The 17042-nt window shown below is 72.0% G+C and carries 17 protein-coding genes; 9 read left to right on the plus strand and 8 right to left on the minus strand.

Translation table 11 applies throughout. The features are described from left to right. Nucleotides 1-73: 73 nt before the first annotated feature. The 6 genes from IE153_RS00740 to IE153_RS00765 all read right to left on the minus strand — a co-directional run bounded on the left by IE153_RS00740 (nucleotide 74) and on the right by IE153_RS00765 (nucleotide 5606). On the minus strand, nucleotides 74-919 hold the full coding sequence (locus tag IE153_RS00740) for a fumarylacetoacetate hydrolase family protein (protein ID WP_189587594.1): 846 nt from the start codon (nucleotides 917-919) through the stop codon (nucleotides 74-76). Beyond that, on the minus strand, nucleotides 912-1841 hold the full coding sequence (locus IE153_RS00745; protein WP_189587595.1) for a 3,4-dihydroxyphenylacetate 2,3-dioxygenase: 930 nt from the start codon (nucleotides 1839-1841) through the stop codon (nucleotides 912-914). The genes IE153_RS00740 and IE153_RS00745 overlap by 8 nt, the downstream gene beginning before the upstream one ends. Beyond that, nucleotides 1834-3297 (minus strand): aldehyde dehydrogenase, encoded by a 1464-nt coding sequence (locus IE153_RS00750; RefSeq protein ID WP_189587596.1) that lies wholly within the window; start codon nucleotides 3295-3297, stop codon nucleotides 1834-1836. The genes IE153_RS00745 and IE153_RS00750 overlap by 8 nt, the downstream gene beginning before the upstream one ends. 98 nt (nucleotides 3298-3395) lie before the next feature. Further along, on the minus strand, nucleotides 3396-4208 hold the full coding sequence (locus tag IE153_RS00755; protein WP_189587597.1) for an acetoacetate decarboxylase family protein: 813 nt from the start codon (nucleotides 4206-4208) through the stop codon (nucleotides 3396-3398). Beyond that, complete coding sequence (locus IE153_RS00760) at nucleotides 4205-5416, minus strand: NAD(P)/FAD-dependent oxidoreductase (RefSeq protein ID WP_189587598.1); 1212 nt, start codon at nucleotides 5414-5416, stop codon at nucleotides 4205-4207. The genes IE153_RS00755 and IE153_RS00760 overlap by 4 nt, the downstream gene beginning before the upstream one ends. Before the next feature lies 1 nt (nucleotide 5417). Further along, the gene (locus IE153_RS00765) at nucleotides 5418-5606 is read right to left on the minus strand and encodes a ferredoxin (protein ID WP_031108213.1); all 189 of its coding nucleotides are present in this window, start codon (nucleotides 5604-5606) and stop codon (nucleotides 5418-5420) included. Between the two features lie 337 nt (nucleotides 5607-5943). Here IE153_RS00765 and IE153_RS00770 point away from each other — a divergent pair, with 337 nt between their 5' ends. The 4 genes from IE153_RS00770 (at nucleotide 5944) to IE153_RS00785 (ending at nucleotide 11653) form a co-directional block, all read left to right on the plus strand. Next, nucleotides 5944-7293 carry a glutamine synthetase family protein gene (locus tag IE153_RS00770; RefSeq protein WP_189587599.1) on the plus strand — a complete coding sequence of 450 codons (1350 nt, stop codon included), beginning with the start codon at nucleotides 5944-5946 and terminating at the stop codon, nucleotides 7291-7293. 28 nt (nucleotides 7294-7321) lie between these two features. Continuing rightward, the gene (locus IE153_RS00775; protein ID WP_189587600.1) at nucleotides 7322-8608 is read left to right on the plus strand and encodes a cytochrome P450; all 1287 of its coding nucleotides are present in this window, start codon (nucleotides 7322-7324) and stop codon (nucleotides 8606-8608) included. Between the two features lie 136 nt (nucleotides 8609-8744). Then, entirely contained in the window at nucleotides 8745-10127 is a 1383-nt protein-coding gene (locus IE153_RS00780; RefSeq protein WP_189587601.1) for an FAD-binding oxidoreductase, read from the plus strand. A gap of 386 nt (nucleotides 10128-10513) precedes the next feature. Beyond that, nucleotides 10514-11653 carry a winged helix DNA-binding domain-containing protein gene (locus IE153_RS00785; RefSeq protein ID WP_189587602.1) on the plus strand — a complete coding sequence of 380 codons (1140 nt, stop codon included), beginning with the start codon at nucleotides 10514-10516 and terminating at the stop codon, nucleotides 11651-11653. Nucleotides 11654-11749: 96 nt separating this feature from the next. Here IE153_RS00785 and IE153_RS00790 read toward each other — a convergent pair whose 3' ends face one another. Both IE153_RS00790 and IE153_RS00795 read right to left on the minus strand, forming a co-directional pair. Beyond that, nucleotides 11750-12112, minus strand: coding sequence for a hypothetical protein (locus tag IE153_RS00790; protein WP_189587603.1), 363 nt, complete (start codon nucleotides 12110-12112; stop codon nucleotides 11750-11752). A 62-nt stretch (nucleotides 12113-12174) separates the two neighbouring features. Then, nucleotides 12175-12651 carry a DUF4396 domain-containing protein gene (locus tag IE153_RS00795; protein ID WP_189587604.1) on the minus strand — a complete coding sequence of 159 codons (477 nt, stop codon included), beginning with the start codon at nucleotides 12649-12651 and terminating at the stop codon, nucleotides 12175-12177. A gap of 125 nt (nucleotides 12652-12776) precedes the next feature. On the opposite strand from IE153_RS00795, the gene IE153_RS00800 reads away from it, so the two are divergent. The 5 genes from IE153_RS00800 (at nucleotide 12777) to IE153_RS00820 (ending at nucleotide 17034) form a co-directional block, all read left to right on the plus strand. Beyond that, nucleotides 12777-13628: an SDR family NAD(P)-dependent oxidoreductase gene (locus IE153_RS00800; protein WP_229828588.1), complete on the plus strand. Its 852-nt coding sequence runs from the start codon at nucleotides 12777-12779 to the stop codon at nucleotides 13626-13628. Between the two features lie 110 nt (nucleotides 13629-13738). Beyond that, entirely contained in the window at nucleotides 13739-14536 is a 798-nt protein-coding gene (locus tag IE153_RS00805; RefSeq protein WP_189587605.1) for a VOC family protein, read from the plus strand. A 53-nt stretch (nucleotides 14537-14589) separates the two neighbouring features. Then, complete coding sequence (locus tag IE153_RS00810; RefSeq protein ID WP_229828591.1) at nucleotides 14590-14943, plus strand: nuclear transport factor 2 family protein; 354 nt, start codon at nucleotides 14590-14592, stop codon at nucleotides 14941-14943. Between the two features lie 31 nt (nucleotides 14944-14974). Continuing rightward, entirely contained in the window at nucleotides 14975-15511 is a 537-nt protein-coding gene (locus IE153_RS00815) for a GNAT family N-acetyltransferase (RefSeq protein WP_189587606.1), read from the plus strand. 23 nt (nucleotides 15512-15534) lie between these two features. Continuing rightward, nucleotides 15535-17034 carry an ABC transporter substrate-binding protein gene (locus IE153_RS00820; RefSeq protein WP_189587607.1) on the plus strand — a complete coding sequence of 500 codons (1500 nt, stop codon included), beginning with the start codon at nucleotides 15535-15537 and terminating at the stop codon, nucleotides 17032-17034. The last annotated feature ends 8 nt before the right edge of the window (nucleotides 17035-17042 follow it).

The following is a 17042-nucleotide window of genomic DNA, read 5'->3' on the forward strand; positions in this document are numbered from 1 at the left end:
GGACCGGATGCGACGCCATCGGCGGCGCGGGGGCCGGAGGCCACACCATCGATGGCGACCGGAAGCCGCTTCATCAGCGACGCGGCGGCCGGATGCCACGGAACTCCCAGTCGCCGCCGAGCGCGGTCGAGAGGACCTCCTCCGATTCCGTGGGCTGGGCGCCCACGTCCGTACGGATGGCGGTCGGGCCGGTGACGATGTGGTTGGTGAGCCGCCCGAGCCCCTCGACCTCCACCTCCACGACGTCGCCCGGCTGGACGGGCCGCGAGTTGGCGGGCGTGCCGGACAGCAGGACGTCCCCGGGGTAGAGGGTGATGGTGCGGGCGATATCGGCGACGAGGTAGTGCATGTCCCAGGTCATCTCGTCGGTCGAACCGTCCTGCACCACCTCTCCGTTGACGTAGGTCCGCAGCCGCTTGCCGTGGAAGTCCCAGTCGGTGACCAGGCCCGGGCCGAGCGGGCAGAGGGTGTCGGAGCCCTTCACGCGGAGCATGGAGCCGGCGTCGGTGTCGCGGAAGTCGTGCAGGCCGTAGTCGTTGGCGACGGTGTAGCCCGCGATGTACTCCCCCGCCTCCTCCGGCGCGATGTTGCGGGCGGTCTTCCCGATGACGATGGCGACCTCTCCCTCGTAGTTGAGCCACTTGCAGCCCTCGGGGCGGACGATCGCGCCCTGGTGGGCGTTGAGGGACGAGGTCGGCTTGTGGAAATAGGTCGGCGTGCCGGGGAGCCCGATCCGGAACTCGTCGACCCGGCTGCGGTGGTTGAGATGGACGGCGACGACCTTGGACGGCACGACCGGCGGCAGGTGCCGGGCCGTCCCGGTCTTGACGCGGCGGCCGTCCCCGGCGACGAGTTCGTCGCCGTCGACGGTGACCTGGACGGCGGCGCCGTCGAGGAGGATGCGGCGGTACTCAGGCATGGGTGGACTCCTGCGCGGGGGTGTGGTCTGCGGTCCAGCCGCCGGCGGGGCGGTCGAACCAGAGGTGGGCCTGGCCGGTGCCGACGGAGTTCTCGTACGCGCCGTACTGGCGGGCCTTGGCGACACAGGCCTGCTCGCCGAGGGCGCCCGCCATCATCAGGTAGTGGAAGAACTTCGCCTCGGGCTTGTACCGCCAGAACTCGTCCATCGTGTCGAGGACCTTGTCGTGGCGTCCCTCCTTGAACCAGGCGATGCGCTGCTGATCGGCCTCTCGGGCCTCGGGGGTGCGGATGTGCACCGGGTCGCCGGCCTCATGGTCACGCAGTTCGCGCAGCGGCCAGAAGGTGTGCGAGAGGGCGCCGGAGGCGATGAGCAGCACCCGCCGCCCGGGGGTCACGGCGATCCCGTCGGCCAGCGCCCTCCCGAGCCGCAGGTGGTCCTCCATGTCGCCGGTCTGGCAGACGCCGATGGTGACCCACCGCTTGTCCGGCAGCCCCTCCCCCAGGTACTTCCAGAGGTTGAGGGTGGCGTAGTAGATCGGCAGGTACTCGTCGTCGATCGGCGTGATCCAGGTGCCGTGCTTGTCGGCGAACGCGGCCACGTTGTGGGCGAGTTCGGGATCGCCGGGGAAGTCGTACGGCATCCTGCACATGCCGCGCGGCAGTTCCTCGGAGGTGAAGAGTCCGGCCCTGCGGGTCTGCGCGGTCACGACGAACTCGACGGTGGTCGCCCAGTGCGAGTCCAGGACGACGACGGTGTCGTAATCGTTGGCGGCATCCCGCTCGAAGACGTCCCTGCGCAGTTCCCGCAGCCCGGTGACGAGGGTGATCTCCTTGCCCTCGTTGAGCTCCAGCCGGTCTGCCTCGGGCAGCACGATGGTGGGCACGTGGGCCAGCAGCCCGGCCCCGACGATCTCACCCATGGTCCCGGTCCCATCCCTTCGGTGCGGTGACGGTGTTCTTCAGGTCGCAGTAGAAGTCGAAGCTCCAGGTGCCGCCCTCGCGGCCGACCCCGGACTGACGGGAGCCGCCGAAGGGCGCCTGGAGGTCGCGCACGAAGAAGCAGTTGACCCAGACGGTGCCGGCGACGAGCCGCGCCGTGACCCGCTCGGCACGCTCCCGGTCGCCGGTCGCGACGGTGGCGGCCAGCCCGAACCGGGTGTCGTTGGCGAGCCGTACGGCCTCGTCCTCACCGGTGAAGGTCTGGAGGGTCAGCACCGGCCCGAAGACCTCCTCCTGCACGATCTCCGAGTCCTGGGCGACGTCGGTGAGCAGCGTCGGCGCGTAGTACTGGCCGTCCCCGCGCCGCCCGCCGATGACCGCCCGTGCCCCGGCCGCGACGGCCCGCCGCACGAAGCCGTCGATCTTCTCCAGCTGACGGGGGTGGATGGTGGGCCCGATGTCGGTGTCCTCGTCACGCGGGTCGCCCTGCCGCAGGGCGGTGGCCTTCTCCACGAACCGGCGGGTGAACTCCTCGGCCACCGGCTCCTCGACGAGCAGCCGGGTCGCGGCCAGGCAGACCTGCCCGGCGTTGTCGTACTGCTCCACGGCGAGGTCGACGGCCAGGTCGAGGTCGGCGTCGGCGAAGACCAACAGGGGTGACTTGCCGCCGAGTTCGAGACTCAGGGGCGTGAGGTTCGCGGCGGCGGACTCTGCGATCCGCTTGGCCGTCGGCACGGACCCGGTGAAGCTGATGCGGCGCACGTCGGGGTGGGAGGTGAGCGCGTCGCCGATCTCGGAGCCGTACCCCTGGACGACGTTGAGGACACCGGCGGGCAGTCCGGCCTCCGCGGCGATGTCGGCCAGCAGGGAGGCGGTCAGCGGCGACCACTCGGCGGGCTTGAGGACGACGGTGTCGCCGGCCGCGAGGGCCGGGGCGACCTTCCAGGTGGCCAGCATCAGGGGCGCGTTCCACGGCGTGATCAGCACGCAGGGCCCGGCCGGATCCCAGCTGACGTGGTTGGTGTGGCCGCGCGTTTCGAAGTCCTCGTGGTCGAGCCGGAGCAGCCAGTCGGCGAAGAACCGGAAGTTGTGCGCGACACGGGGCATGACACCCCGCCGGTGGGAGCGCAGCAGCGCCCCGTTGTCCGTGGTCTCGACGATCGCCAGCTCTTCGATCCGCTTCTCGACACCGTCGGCGACGGCGTGCAGGATGCGGGCGCGCTCGGCGCGGGGGGTGGCGGCCCAGCCGGGAAACGCGTCCCGGGCGGCGGCGACGGCGGCCTGAGCCTCGGCGGGACCGCCCCGGGCGATCTCGCCGAGCACGGTGCCGTCGATGGGAGAGTGATCGGTGAAGCTGCCGGCGGAGGCGACGCGCTCGCCACCGATCCAGTGCCGGGTGTCGACGGACACGCCGGCGACGGTGATGTTGTCAGACATGAGAAGAGTTCCATTCAACGAGGGGCTGCTGCACGTCCTTCAGGGGCGCGGGGAACGGCGCGACAAGCCACGACGAACGCCGCACCCGCCCACCGGCACTACTCGGCACCCGCCCCGGACGTACCACCCTCCAGCAGCCGTCCTCCGTCCCAGACCACCCCGACCTGCCGGTAGTACGCAGCGATCGGCTCCCGGATCTCCAGCCGCGCCAGCTCCTCCGTCGGCGCCTCGAACAAATCCAACTCCGCGTCACCCACCCACGGCTGCCCCCCCTCGAAGGACGCGGCCCCGGACTCGATCAGCTCGTCGAGGGCAAGCCCCTTGCCCTTCTCGATCGACGGCAGCCACCGGTGATGCGCCATGGGATGCGCGTTGACGAACCCGCCGCTCTCGGACGGCTCCCGCAGCGTCACCACGGCCTGCGCCAGACGCCGGTCCGCAGCCGCCAGCGTCGCCCCGAACCGCGCCCCCGCCTCGATCCGCGGAGCGGGTCCGTAGGGGTGCGGCCGCGTCTGGTGGATGGAGCCGAGCTTCTTCGGATACCCCTGGTGCAGCCCCCGCGCGATGGCGAAGTCCTTGTCCACCCAGATGTGGACGCACCGCGAGTACGTCTGTCCCCGGAACCGGCACCGCACCACCGCGAAGGCCTCCTTGTACTGCGCCCGCACGGGATCCAGCAGCTCCTCCCCCGACGCCGAGCACGACTGCCAGTCGGCCCAGATCAGGGCGACGGCGCCCGGGTCCTCGTCCGCCAACGCCAGTGGTTCGGGGAGCAGTTCACGTACCCGTGCGGGATCCGTCCGGTACTCGACGGTGAGCAGGTCACCGGAGTAGCGCCACGGCGGAGAGGGGATCAGCGACGACACGCCCGTCGCGGTCTTGGGGTGGAAGTAACCACGAAGTCCGGTCACGAGAGGGCTCCTTGCGGGGTGAGGGCGGGCTGCTGGAGCAGTTCGGCGCGGTACCGGGCGGCGGTCCGGGCCGCCGAGAGTCCGCCGAGGGCGACGACACCGACCAGCAGCCCGTCGCGGTGGTACCCGACCAGCACGTCCCCCGTGAGGTCGCCGTCGAGGACCCGGATGTCGCCGAGCCCCAGGGCGGGCGCCCCGAAGGACTGCAGCCGGAAGTCGTGCTGGTCGCTCCAGAAGGTGGGGAGCGGCGCGAAGGGCGCCGGGCCGGCGTCGCCGGCGACCAGCACCTTCGCCGCGTGCTTGGCCGAGTCGGTCGGCACCGACCAGTGCTCGACCCGCCGCGGCACACCGTCGTAGCGGGCGTTGGGGAAGCGGGCGACATCGCCCACCGCGACGACGTCGGGACGGCCGCCGACGCGCAGCTGCCCGTCGGTGAGCACGCCGTCGCTCAGGTCGAGCCCGTTGCCCTCCAGCCACTCGGTGTTGGCGACCGATCCCACGGACTCCACCACCACGTCGGCGCGCAGCACGGACCCGTCGGCGAGCACGACACCGGTGACACGGTCCCCGCCCTCGAACCCGGCGACACCCGCACCGAGCACGAAGCGGACCCCGCGCTCCTCGTGCCGCCGGCGCAGTTCCCGGGCGAGCGGTTCCCCGAGCGGCGCGACCATCGGCAGCGGCAGCGGATCGACGACGGTCACCTCGGCGGCACCGAGGCCGACCGCCGTGGCGGCCACCTCGCAGCCGATGAACCCGGCGCCGACCACGACGACCCGGGCGCCGGGGCGGATCAGCTCGTCCCGCAGCACCTGGGCGTCGTCGATGGTCCGGACCGTGTGGCGGCCGGCGACCGGCCCGGGGCAGCGCAGCCGGCGGGGCCGCATCCCGGTGGCGACGACCAGACCGTCGTAGGAGAGCACCGCGCCGTCGTCGAGTTCGACGGTCCGGCCGGCGAGCCGGGCGGAGACGATTCTCGTGCCGAGCCGCCACTCCACGTCCGTCGCGGAGGCCTTCGGCGTGAAGGCCAGGGAGTCGAAGGAGGCCTTGCCCGCGAGGACCTCCTTGGACAGCGGGGGCCGGTTGTACGGCGGGTGCGGCTCGTCGCCGATCACCGTGATGCCGCCGGTCCAGCCCGCGGCGCGCAGCTGCTCGGCGGCCCGCAGTCCGCCGAGTGAGGCGCCGGCGACGATCATGCGCCCGCTCATGTCAGTCCTCGATCCGGATGGCCTGGAGCGGGCAGACGTCCGCGGCCTCCTCGACCTCGTCGCGCAGGGCGTCGTCGGGGTCGGGGACGTAGGCCAGGCGGCCGTCGTCGTCCATCCGGAAGACGTCGGGGGCCGAGAAGACGCACTGTCCGTGGTCCTGGCACTTGTTCATGTCGACGACGACCTTCATGGCCGGTCCTCCTGAATGTGAGGGCGTCGAAGCGGAAGGAAATGGGGCCCGGGCCGGAAGGGGCCGGGCCCCGGCCAACGGGGTGCGTGAGAAGCACCCCGAACTCGTTTGGCTTCAAACAAGGTAGGCAGGGGCAGGGGTCTGGTCAAGAGCTATCCGGATGGATAAATTCTTGCCCCGGCCCTCTTGCGGGGCCCCTCGCCCCGCCCTACCGTTTGGCATCAAACAAGCACCGGGCGGTCCTGGCTCCGCCGCGCCCGGACGCTCGCTCTCACGCCACCCGCCTCCCCGGCCCCGTGTCCCGGAGGTGTCCCGACGTCCGCCCGAGGAGACAACGGTGAGCGCTCACGATTCCGAAGAAGTCCGCCGCCACATGGACCGGCTCGCCGCCGACGGCATCGACGTGGTCCGGGTGACCTACCCCGACCTGATCGGCACCGACCGGGCGCGTGACGTGCTGCTCGAAGAGCTGCCCCGGGCCTGTGAGCACGGCCTGGCGTTCTGCCGGGCCGTCTACCACACCAGCCCGCAGGGGGACGTGGTCCCGGTCAGCGGCGGGCTGGACGCGGGGCTGCCGGACATCTGCGTCCGCCCGGACCTCGACACACTGGTGCCGCTGCCCTGGGAGCCGGGGGTGGCCGCCTGTCTGGGCGAGGTCGTCGACCCGGCGACCGGTGCGCCCGCGCCCGAGTCGCCCCGCGATCTGCTGCGGTCCGTCCTCGCCCGGTGCGCCGAGCACGGGCTGCGGCCGGTCGTCGGGCCCGAGCTCGAGTACTTCCTGTGCGAGCCGGACCCGTCGGGCGGCTGGCGCCGCTACGCGCCCGACCCCGGGGTCGTCTACACCGCCGGGCTGCGCGCCGACCCCGACAACCACCTGCTGCGCACCCTGCGCCACGTACGCGATCTGAAGGTCGGGGCGATCAGCGGCAACCACGAGTTCGACGGCGGCCAGATCGAGATCAACCTGGTCCACTCGGACGCCGTGTCGGCCGCCGACCGCTCCTTCCGCTTCAAGGCCGCGATCAAGGAACTGGCCCGCAAGGAGGGCCGGCTGGCCACCTTCATGGCCAAGCCCTTCAACGACGCGGGCGGCTCCGGCTTCCACCTCCACCTGTCCTGCGACGACGAGAAGGGCCGCAACACCTTCGACGACCCGTCGGGCGCGTACGGCCTGTCCGCCACCGCTCGGCACGCCGTCGCCGGCGTCCTCGCCCACGCGCCCGCCCTCGCCGCGCTGCTCAACCCCACAGTCAACTCCTACAAGCGCTTCGGCCCGGACACCCTCGCGCCCTGGCTGATCGACTGGGGGCTGGACAACCGCAGTGCCATGGTGCGCATCCCGCCCGAGCGCGGCACCGGCGCCCGGCTCGAACTGCGACTCGGCGACGCCAGCGCCAACCCCTACCTGGCGATCGCCGCCACGACGGCCGCCGCACTGCTGGGCGTGCTGGCCGGCGAGGAACCGCCCGCCCCGCTGGAGGGCTACGGCTACGACACCGCCCGCTCCGCCGTCCTGCCGCAGACCCTGTCCGCCGCGCTGGACGCGCTGGAGGCGGACACCGCCCTGACCGACCTGCTCGGCAAGGGCTTCACCACGTCCTTCCTCTCCTACAAACGCGACGAGGTCGAACGCTTCCACCGGCATGTCACGGACTGGGAGTTCACCGAGTACGCCTACCACCTGTGACGCCCCCTGTGACGCCGAGGAGCTGCCGATGAACACCGAGACCCCGACCGACGCCGTGCGCGAGCCGCTGCCCCTGGCCGACGTGGACCTCTCCGACCTGGACCGCTTCACCGACGGTGTGACGCCGTGGCGGATGTTCCACACCCTGCGCCACGAGGACCCGGTGCACTGGCAGCCCGAGGAGGCGCCCAACTCCGGCTTCTGGGCACTGACCCGGCACGAGGACATCGTGCGGGTGGACCGTGACGCGGAGACCTTCACGTCGACGAAGTTCGTCAACCTGGAGGAGGTCGACGACGACCAGATCAAGAAGCGCGCCTCGATCCTCGAACTGGACGGGGTGCGCCACCGGGCCCTGCGCAGCCTGATCCAGCGGCAGTTCGGCGCGAACGTGATCAGCGGCTACACCGACTTCCTGCGCGGGCTGACCGCGAGGACCCTCGACGCCGCCCTCGCCAAGGGCCGCTTCGACTTCGTCGAGGACGTCTCGGCCGACTTCCCCATCAACGTGCTCGCCCGGCTGCTGGACGTACCGCCGGAGGACAACCAGAGGCTCATCGACTGGGGTAACCGCATCATCGGCCACACCGACCCCGACTACGCCGACGTCCTGCTGCACAGCGAGGAGAGCGAGCGCTACCGCGACCTGCCCTTCCGCTCCCCCGCCTCGCTGGAGGTCTTCGAGTACGGCCGCGAGCTGGCCCGGCAGCGCCGCGGCGGCGACGGCACGGACCTGGTCTCCCGCCTGGTCAACACCACACCCCGCGACGGCGTCCCGCTCTCCCCGCAGGACTTCGACAACTACTTCCTGCTCCTGGTCGTCGCCGGCAACGAGACCACCCGGCACACCATCTCCCACTCGATGCTGGCCCTCATCCAGCACCCCGACCAGCTGGCCCGCCTCCAGGAAGACCCCTCGCTGATCCCGGTCGCGGTCGAGGAGTTCCTGCGCTGGGCCTCCCCCGTCTACCACTTCCGCCGCACCGCCACGCGCGATGTCGAGCTGGGCGGCAAGCGGGTCAGGGAGGGCGACAAGGTGGTGATGTGGTTCGCCTCCGGCAACCGCGACGAGGAGGTCTTCGGTAACCCCTACGACTTCGACGTCGCGCGCCGCGACAACGACCACGTCACCTTCGGCAAGGGCAGCCCCCACCTGTGCCTGGGCAACCTGCTCGCCCGCACCGAGATCCGCATCATGTTCGAGGAACTGATCCCGCGCCTGGCGGACATCCGCCTGACCGGCGACGTCCCGCGGGTCCGCTCCAACTTCGTCAACGGCATCAAGAAGCTGCCGGTGGAGGTCACCCTGGCCTGACGCGAGCCTGCGGGCAGACGGCCGGGAAACGGCACGGCCCTCCCCCGGCGGCGACGCACGCTCCGGACATGCGTCGCTCCGCGGTCGGCGAGAGGCTGGTGATGTCAGCACGGGCCCGCGTCCCGAGGAGATCGTCATGGACACCGCCACCCTGGAAGACATGCGCACCACGCTGCGGGGGCCGGTGATCGGCCCGCGGGACGCCGGTTACGACGAGGCGCGCAAGATCTACAACGCGATGATCGACAAACGGCCCGCCGCCCTCGTGCCCTGCACGGACACCGCCGACGTGATGGCGGCGGTCGGCTACGTCCGCGATCACGGCCTGGAACTCGCCGTGCGGGGCGGCGGGCACAGCGGCCCCGGCCTGTGCCTGGTGGACGAGGGCGTGACGGTCGACCTCTCGCCGATGCGCTGGGTGCGGGTCGACCCGGAGGCGCGGACCGCCGAGGTCGGCGGCGGCAGCCACCTGGGCGACCTCGACCACGCCACCCAGGCCTTCGGGCTCGCCACCCCCACCGGCATCATCTCCATGACGGGCGTCGGGGGCCTGACCCTCGGCGGCGGCCACGGTTACCTGACCCGCAAGTACGGGCTGACCGTGGACAACCTGATCGCCGCGGACGTGGTGCTGGCCGACGGCAGCTTCGTCACCGCCAGCGAGACCGAACACCCGGACCTGTTCTGGGCCCTGCGGGGCGGCGGCGGCAACTTCGGCATCGCCACCTCCCTCACCTACCGGCTGCACCCGGTGGGCACGGTCGGGGTCGGCGTGACCGTCTGGCCTGTCGACAGCACAAGGGAAGTACTGGCCTGGTACCGCGAGTTCCTCCCGCAGGCGCCCGAGGACGTCTACGGCTTCTTCGCCGTCCTCGTCGTCCCGCCCGGCCCGCCCTTCCCCGAGGAACTCCACGGCAAGAAGGTGTGCGGCGTCGTGTGGTGCTGCACGGGTGACCTGGACGGGCTCGACGACACCCTCTCGGTGGTGAACGACGCGGGCCGGCCGGCCTTCCACTTCACGACGCCGATGCCGTACGACCAGCTGCAGGGCATGTTCGACGAGCTGATCCCGACCGGCTACCAGTGGTACTGGCGGGGCGACTTCTTCGACAGCATCCCCGACGCCGCCCTGGACGTGCACCTCGAGTACGGCCGGAGCAACCCCACACCGCTGTCGCTGATGCACCTCTACCCGATCGACGGAGCCGCCCACCGGGTCGGCCCCGACGACACCGCGTGGAGCTACCGGGACGCGCACTGGTCCGGCGTCTTCGCCGGTGTCGATCCCGACCCGGCCAACGCAGGGACGATCCGGCAGTGGTGCGTGGACTACCAGGAGGCACTGCACCCGTACTCGATGGGCGGCTCGTACGTGAACTTCATGGGATCGGGCGAGGGCCGGGAACGGGTCCGGGCGACGTACCGCGACCACTACGACCGGCTCGCCAGGATCAAGCGGACCTACGACCCGGACAACCTCTTCCACGCCAACCAGAACATCGAACCGGCGCGCGGGTGACGACCACGGTCCCGGCACCCCGTGGAGGGGGTGCGCGGGCGGACGGGACCCCACCCGGCAGGCAGTAGCGTCGACCCGTGACGGACGAGACGGAGACCGGTCGGAAGCGTTCGGGCGGGGCCCGGGCGAGGCGGAAGGGCTCGGAGGGGGACCGGCCGGCCACGATCCGCGACACGACCACGTGATGCTGAGCACCCGGTTGGTGATCCGGCAGTCGGTGCGGCGCCTCGGGTGAAGTGAGCTGCGGCAGGGTGGCCGGGTTGCCAGACGGCCAGGCGGTCAGGCGGTCAGGCGGTCAGGCGGTCAGGCGGTCAGGCCAAGTCATGTGATCCAGACCACTGCCGTGGAGTCGGCGCCTCCGGCAGGGCCACGGCAGAATCCCCGGCGTGGACATCACCGCGCAGGAGCTCAATCGAGCCACCCTCGGCCGCCAGTTGCTGCTGGAGAGGGAGGCGATGGAGGTTGGGGAAGCGGTGCGGCGTGTGGTGGCACTACAGGCGCAGCACGCCGCCTCGCCCTACGTCGCGCTGTGGAACCGGCTGGCCGGGTTCGCGCCGGCCGAGCTGGACGCCGCCTTCTCGGGGCGCGCGGTGGTCAAGGCGACCCTGATGCGAATCACGCTGCACGCGGTCCACGCGGACGACTATCAGGTGTTCCGGGAGGCGATGCAGCAGACGCTGTACGCCTCCCGGCTCGGGTACCGCTTCGCCGCGGCGGGGCTCACGCCGGCCGACGGCCAGGCGCTGGTCCCCGAGTTGCTGGACTTCGCGGACCGGCCGCGGACGGCCGCCGAGGTGCAGGACTGGCTGGCGGAGCGGGTCGGTGAGGAGAAGAAGGCCGGGGCGTGGTGGGGGCTCAAGGCGTACGCGCCGCTGCTCCATCTCCCGACCGGCGGGCCGTGGTCGTTCGGCGCCCGGTCGTCGTTCGTCGCGGCGCGGACCGGTCCCGTGCCCGAGGGGCGGGAGACGGTGGCGGAGGCGCTGCACCACCTCGTCCTGCGCTATCTGGCGGGCTTCGGGCCCGCGTCGGTGGCGGACGTGGCGCAGTTCGCCATGGTGCCGCGGGCGCCGGTACGCCGGGCGCTGCTCGCCCTCGGCGGCGCGGTGGAACAACTGCGGGGACCCGACGGGACCGTCCTGTACGACGTGCCGGGCGCGTCGCGCCCGCCGGCGGACACTCCCGCGCCGCCCCGGCTCATGGCCATGTGGGACAGCGTCCTGCTGGCCCACGCCGACCGCAGCCGCGTGATCCCCCCGGCGTATCGCCGTCTGGTGATCCGGGTGAACGGCGACGTGCTGCCCGCATTGCTGGTCGACGGCCGGGTCGCCGGCGTGTGGCGCGCGCTCGACGGCGGCATCGAGGCCACGACCTTCCACGACCTGCCGACCGCCGTGTGGGACGGACTCGCCGAGGAGGCCGCGTCGTTGACGGCACTGCTGGCCGGCCGGGACACCGAGGTCTACCGCCGCTACCACCACTGGTGGCCGAAACTCCCCGACGGTCAGGTGCGCCTGCTCAAGGGCTGAAGCACGCGTACGGCGGCTGTGCCGGGGTGTTCGGCGAAGGCCGGGCCGGGTGCCGCCGCGTCACCGGCCACCGGCGACTCTCCGCATGCCGCGGCGTCACCGGCCCCGGGCGACTCTCCGCTGCCACGCCCCGAGGCGGCGGCGCAGTCCGCTCCGGGGGCGGGGGCGCCGAGCTCCCCCGGCTCCGCTCGAGCTGTCCCGGGCGGGGCGCCAGGGGTCGCCGGGTGCCGCGGCGGGGCTCTTGGCCTGCGCCTGGGCCTGGATCTCGTAGTGGGAGTCGTGGGCCGTCACCCTGAAGGCCTCTTCGTAGGAGGCCATGGCCGCGCGGAAGCCGGAGCCGGCGAGTCCGCGGCGCCGGACCACGGACGCGAGCCAGGCGAAGAGGCCCATGACCACCGCCAGGGCGCCCGCGACGATCAGCAACGGGAGCAGTCGCCCCGCCCACTCGCCATGCGTCATACCGGGTCAACGGCTCCGGGTCCGGCGGGGTTCCCCGGAGCCGGGCGGGACATGACATCGCGTCAGTGGTGGGCGTGGACCACGGCGTGGCCCTTGCCGCGGCCGATCATCCACTTGTTGACCGGGGTCGTGATCAGGAAGGCGACCGCGAATCCGCCCAGGAGCGCGTACCAGAAGAGACCGTCCGACAGTTCGGCGTCCATCGCGCCCGGGGTGAGCGCGATGATGAGGTTGTCCACGAGTTCCATCACCGCGATCGAGACCGTGTCCGCGGCGAGGGCGACCCGGATCGCGGCCTTGAGGTCGAGGCCGGCGCGCAGGACCGCGAACAGGGTGAACGAGTAGCCGAAGAGGAACGCCAGCGCGATCGCCACCACCATGGTGGGCACGTTGCCCCATCCCGCCGCCGTGCCGATCACCATGCCGAGGATCTCGCCGATCGCGCACCCGGTCAGACAGTGCAGCGTCGCCTTCACGGCGGTCCCCCAGGACGCGGTCCCGTGCCGGTGCTTCTCAGGTTCATGAGCGGTGTGGTCCATGAGGCTGACGATATACCCCCAGGGGGTATGTGAGCGGGAGGTCGGCCAGGGCTCGCCGGGCGATCCCGCAGGGCGGTCGGTACCGCTCGACGGCCGGTCGGATGATCGACCTAGAGTGGATCGCCATGACGACCCACCCGACGCCATCGCCCGAGCCGACCCAGCCACCCCGGCAGACCGGGGCGACCTCGCCGTCCCGCGCGCCGCGGGACTACCTTCTCCAGCTGTTCTCCCTGGAGGGCCGGGTCGCGGTGGTCACCGGAGGCAGTTCCGGGATCGGCCGCGCCATCGCCGGCGCCCTCGCACGGGCCGGGGCGAGCGTGGTGGTCCTGGCACGCGGCGAGGCCGGGCTGGCCGCGACGGTCGAGGAACTCACGGCCGAGGGCTGCCGCGCCGCGTGGGTCAGCGCGGATCTGAGCACCCGCGACGGGGTGCGGACGGCCGCCGAGCGGGCGGCCGGGGTGTTCGGGGAGCCCGACATCCTCGTCAACAGCGCCGGGATCAACCTGCGTCCCCCGATGGACGAGCTCGGCGAGGACGTCTGGGACGCCACGATGGCGGTCAACCTGGAGGCGCCGTTCCTGCTGGGGCAGCGCTTCGGCCCCGGTATGGCGGAGCGCGGGTACGGGCGGATCATCCACATCAGCTCGCAGCAGGCGCATCGCGCGTTCGTCCAGAGCGGCGCCTACGGCGCATCCAAGGGCGGGCTGGAGGCACTGGCGCGTTCCCAGGCCGAGGCGTGGTCGCCGCGCGGGGTCACCTGCAACCTCCTCGTGCCGGGCTTCGTCATGACAGCGCTCAACGCGCGGCTGTCCTCGGACCCGGAGAAGGTGGCCGCCCTCGCCGCCCGCACGATGATCGGGCGCAACGGTCTCGCCGAGGACTTCGCGGGTGCGGCGGTCTTCCTGGCGAGCGCGGCGTCCGCCTACGTGACCGGGCAGTCGGTCTTCGTCGACGGCGGGCTGTCGGTCCACTGACACCGCCCCCGCCATCCCGGGGTCCCCCGAACGGCGAGCGGCCGACGGGCGACGGGCGGCGCTCGGTGTCACGCTGGGCACACAGGCCCCGCGGAAGGGAAAGCATCGCCATGATCACGACGGACTACGTCCCCGGTTCCCCCTGCTGGCTCGACCTGGGCGCTCCGGACGTCCCGGCCGCCGCCGCCTTCTACGGCGCCGTCCTCGGCTGGGACTACGAGTCCATGGGCGAGAACGAGGACTTCGAGGGCGGGATGTTCAAGAAGGACGGCAAGATCGTCGCCGGGCTGGGCAAGCTCACCGAGGAGGGCGCGCGCCCGGCCTGGATGCTCTACTACAGCGTCACCGACGCGGACGCCACGACCCAGGCCGTGCAGCAGGCGGGCGGCACCGTGCGGGTCGCGCCGATCGGCCTCGACGACTGGGGCCGGATGGCGCAGTACAGCGACCCGCTGGGCGGTCAGTTCGCCGTCTGGGAGCCGGGCACGAACAAGGGCGTGGAACTGGTGGACCAGCCGGGCTCGCTGTCATGGACCGAGCTGTACACGACCGACGCCGCGGGCGCGCGGGACTTCTACGGCGGCCTCTTCGGCTGGCAGTTCAGCGACATGCCGCTGCCGGGCGACGCCGGCACGTACACCCTGATCACCCCGGCGGGGCTCCCCGAGGACCGGATGCACGGCGGGCTCATGCAGCTCGGCAAGGAGGACCTGGCGGTGACGGGCGGACGGCCGTACTGGCACCCGGTCTTCGCCGTGGAGGACTGCGACGCCGCGGTGGCCCAGGTCACCGGGAACGGCGGCAGCGTGCAGATGGGCCCGGTGGACATGGAGGGCGTCGGCCGGCTCGCCGTCTGCCTCGACCCGGCGAACGCGGACTTCGTGGTGCTCGCCCCGTCCGAAAGCTGAGCGCCCACCGCGACTTGAACGAAGAGCCCGATCCGGCAGATGAACTCCACCTCGTGCGACTGGCGAAGAGCTGGGCCGAGGCGATCGTCTCCGACGCCCCCGCGCGGATCGCGGAATTCATGGCGGACGAGTGGGTCATCGTCTCCGCGTCGGGGATCGACTCGAGGGAGAAGTTCCTCTCCCTCGTCGCGTCCGGCGCGCTCACCCACTCGGCGATGGACCTCAGGACCGACCCCCGCGTCCGGATCCACGGCGACACCGCGCTGGTGACGTGCCGGGTGACCAACACCGCCCACTACCGGGGCGAGCGCCACGACGCCGACGAGTGGACGACGGACGTGTTCGTGCGGCGGCAGGGCCGCTGGCTGTGCGTGCTGAGCCACATCACGCCCGCGGCCCCCGACTGAGGCACGAACCCTTCTTGCATATGATGCGCAAATGCGTGACTACAGCATCAGGGAAGCCACCGCGGCCGACATCGACGGGGCCCGGGCGGTGATGCTCGACGCCGTGTACCGCGACTTCGGCACGGGCTACGTGCCGCGATGGCACGCCGACATCATCGATCCGGTGCCGTTCTACGTCACGCCGCCCCGGCACACCCTCCTGGTGGCCGCGGACGAGCGGGAGGGGACGGTGGCGGCCACGGCGGCACTGGACGCGCGCGGCCCGGAGCACCCGCCGAACCCGCACTGGCTGGCCGAGCGGTTCCCCTCGGGCGAGACGGCTCAGCTCCGGCGGGTGTACGTCCGTCCCGAGCACCGGCGGCGCGGCCTGGCCCGGCAACTGGTGGACGGCCTGCTGGAGTTCGCCCGGACCGACGGCGGATACCGGTCCGTGTATCTGCACACCTATCCGCACTCCCCGGGCGCGCTGGGCCTGTGGCGGGCGCTGGGCAAGGTGGTCTGCGACGAGCGGGAGGAGGTGCCCGGCGGGGGCAGCGGCGTCGTGCACTTCGAGATACCGCTCGCTTAACGAAAATGGTATTCATATACACTATGAGAACTCCCCGCCGGCTCATAGCCGGGCTGTTCGTGCTGCCCTTGCTCTCCGGCTGCTTCGCGTCCTCCGGCGACGACGCGTCGGCCTCCTCCGGCTCCGGCGACGGCGCCCGGCTGCGTGTCGCCCTGCCCTTCGCCCCGACCGAGAACTACTCGCCGTACGGCCAGGACGCGATGCTCCTGTCCCGGCTCGGCGTCATCGAAGGGCTGACCAAACTGGACGCGAACGGCACGGCGGTCCCCGCGCTGGCCGAGTCGTGGAGCAGTGAGCACGGCGGCAGGAGCTGGCTGTTCACCCTGCGGGACGCGAGGTTCCAGAACGGCGAGGCCGTCACCGCCAGGGCCGTCGCAGCCGCCCTCACCGCCGCCGGGAAGGCCGACCCGGCACCGTCGGCGCTCGCGGGAGTGAAACTGACCGCCGCGGCCGAGGACGACCAGCGGGTCCGGGTCAGCACCGCCGAGGCCGACCCCGTCCTGCCGTTGCGGCTGTCGAACCCGTCCCTCGCGGTGTTCGCGCCAAAGGCCTACGACACGAAGGGCACGGTGAACGTCGAAGGCACCGCCACCGGCCCCTTCGCACTCACCAGGATCGACGGTGACACCGCGGCCACGCTGGACCGCTTCGACGACTACTGGGGCGGCCGGGCCCAGGCGTCCGGCGTCACCGCCCGGTTCGTCTCCGACGGCACCGCCCGCGCCAACGCCCTGCGCACCGGCGACGTCGACATCGCCGAGTCCCTGCCCGTGGCCCAGGTCGCCTCACTGGACAAGGACGACGTCCACGAGGTCGACACCGCCCGCAACACCAGCCTGTACCTCAACACCAAGTCCGGTGCGTTCACCGACGCGGGGCTGCGAGCGGCCGCACGCGAGGCGATCGACCCCTCGGTCATCGCCAAGGGCGCCTACGAGGGGTACGCAGTGCCCGCCGAGGGCCTGTTCGGCCCGGCCCTGACCTGGGCCGCCGGCAAGCGTGTCGAACCGACCGGGCGGGCGCGGGCGACCGGCCCCGACGGCGAGCGCATCACCCTCGCCACCTACAGCGACCGGCCCGAGCTGCCGGAGACCGCTCAGGTGCTCCAACAGCAGCTGCGGAAGGCGGGGTTCGAGGTGAAGCTGGAGGTGCGCACGTACGCGCGCCTCGAAGGCGACCTGCTGGGCGGCAAGTTCGACGCCGCGGTCTTCTCCCGCAACATGATGCTGGACACCGGCGACCCGGTCACCGTCCTCGCGAGCGACTACACCTGCGACGGCTCCAACAACCTGTCGTTCCTGTGCGACAGGAAGGTGGACAGGCTGGTCGCCGCCGCTCAGGCCGAGTCCGACACCGCCGAACGGCAGGACGCCGCCATGAAGGCGGAGGCGGCCGTCCTCGGCACCGACTCGGTGATCCCGCTGGTGCATCTGAAGCTCGTCGCGGGCATCGCGACGTCCGTCCGGGGCGCGCTGCCCGATCCGTACGAGCGCACCCTCATAGGGACGGGGACCCGGCGCTGAACAGCTCG

The organism is Streptomyces massasporeus, assembly GCF_014648995.1.
Classification (GTDB): Bacteria; Actinomycetota; Actinomycetes; order Streptomycetales; family Streptomycetaceae; genus Streptomyces; species Streptomyces massasporeus.

What these genes read in the sequence shown, in the direction of transcription:
- IE153_RS00740 (WP_189587594.1), bottom strand. Translation starts at nt 919, where the DNA reads ATGCCTGAGTACCGCCGCATCCTCCTCGACGGCGCCGCCGTCCAGGTC.
- IE153_RS00745 (WP_189587595.1), bottom strand. Translation starts at nt 1,841, where the DNA reads ATGGGTGAGATCGTCGGGGCCGGGCTGCTGGCCCACGTGCCCACCATC.
- IE153_RS00750 (WP_189587596.1), bottom strand. Translation starts at nt 3,297, where the DNA reads ATGTCTGACAACATCACCGTCGCCGGCGTGTCCGTCGACACCCGGCAC.
- IE153_RS00760 (WP_189587598.1), bottom strand. Translation starts at nt 5,416, where the DNA reads ATGAGCGGGCGCATGATCGTCGCCGGCGCCTCACTCGGCGGACTGCGG.
- IE153_RS00765 (WP_031108213.1), bottom strand. Translation starts at nt 5,606, where the DNA reads ATGAAGGTCGTCGTCGACATGAACAAGTGCCAGGACCACGGACAGTGC.
- IE153_RS00775 (WP_189587600.1), top strand. Translation starts at nt 7,322, where the DNA reads ATGAACACCGAGACCCCGACCGACGCCGTGCGCGAGCCGCTGCCCCTG.
- IE153_RS00780 (WP_189587601.1), top strand. Translation starts at nt 8,745, where the DNA reads ATGGACACCGCCACCCTGGAAGACATGCGCACCACGCTGCGGGGGCCG.
- IE153_RS00790 (WP_189587603.1), bottom strand. Translation starts at nt 12,112, where the DNA reads ATGACGCATGGCGAGTGGGCGGGGCGACTGCTCCCGTTGCTGATCGTC.
- IE153_RS00795 (WP_189587604.1), bottom strand. Translation starts at nt 12,651, where the DNA reads ATGGACCACACCGCTCATGAACCTGAGAAGCACCGGCACGGGACCGCG.
- IE153_RS00800 (WP_229828588.1), top strand. Translation starts at nt 12,777, where the DNA reads ATGACGACCCACCCGACGCCATCGCCCGAGCCGACCCAGCCACCCCGG.
- IE153_RS00805 (WP_189587605.1), top strand. Translation starts at nt 13,739, where the DNA reads ATGATCACGACGGACTACGTCCCCGGTTCCCCCTGCTGGCTCGACCTG.
- IE153_RS00815 (WP_189587606.1), top strand. Translation starts at nt 14,975, where the DNA reads ATGCGTGACTACAGCATCAGGGAAGCCACCGCGGCCGACATCGACGGG.
- IE153_RS00820 (WP_189587607.1), top strand. Translation starts at nt 15,535, where the DNA reads ATGAGAACTCCCCGCCGGCTCATAGCCGGGCTGTTCGTGCTGCCCTTG.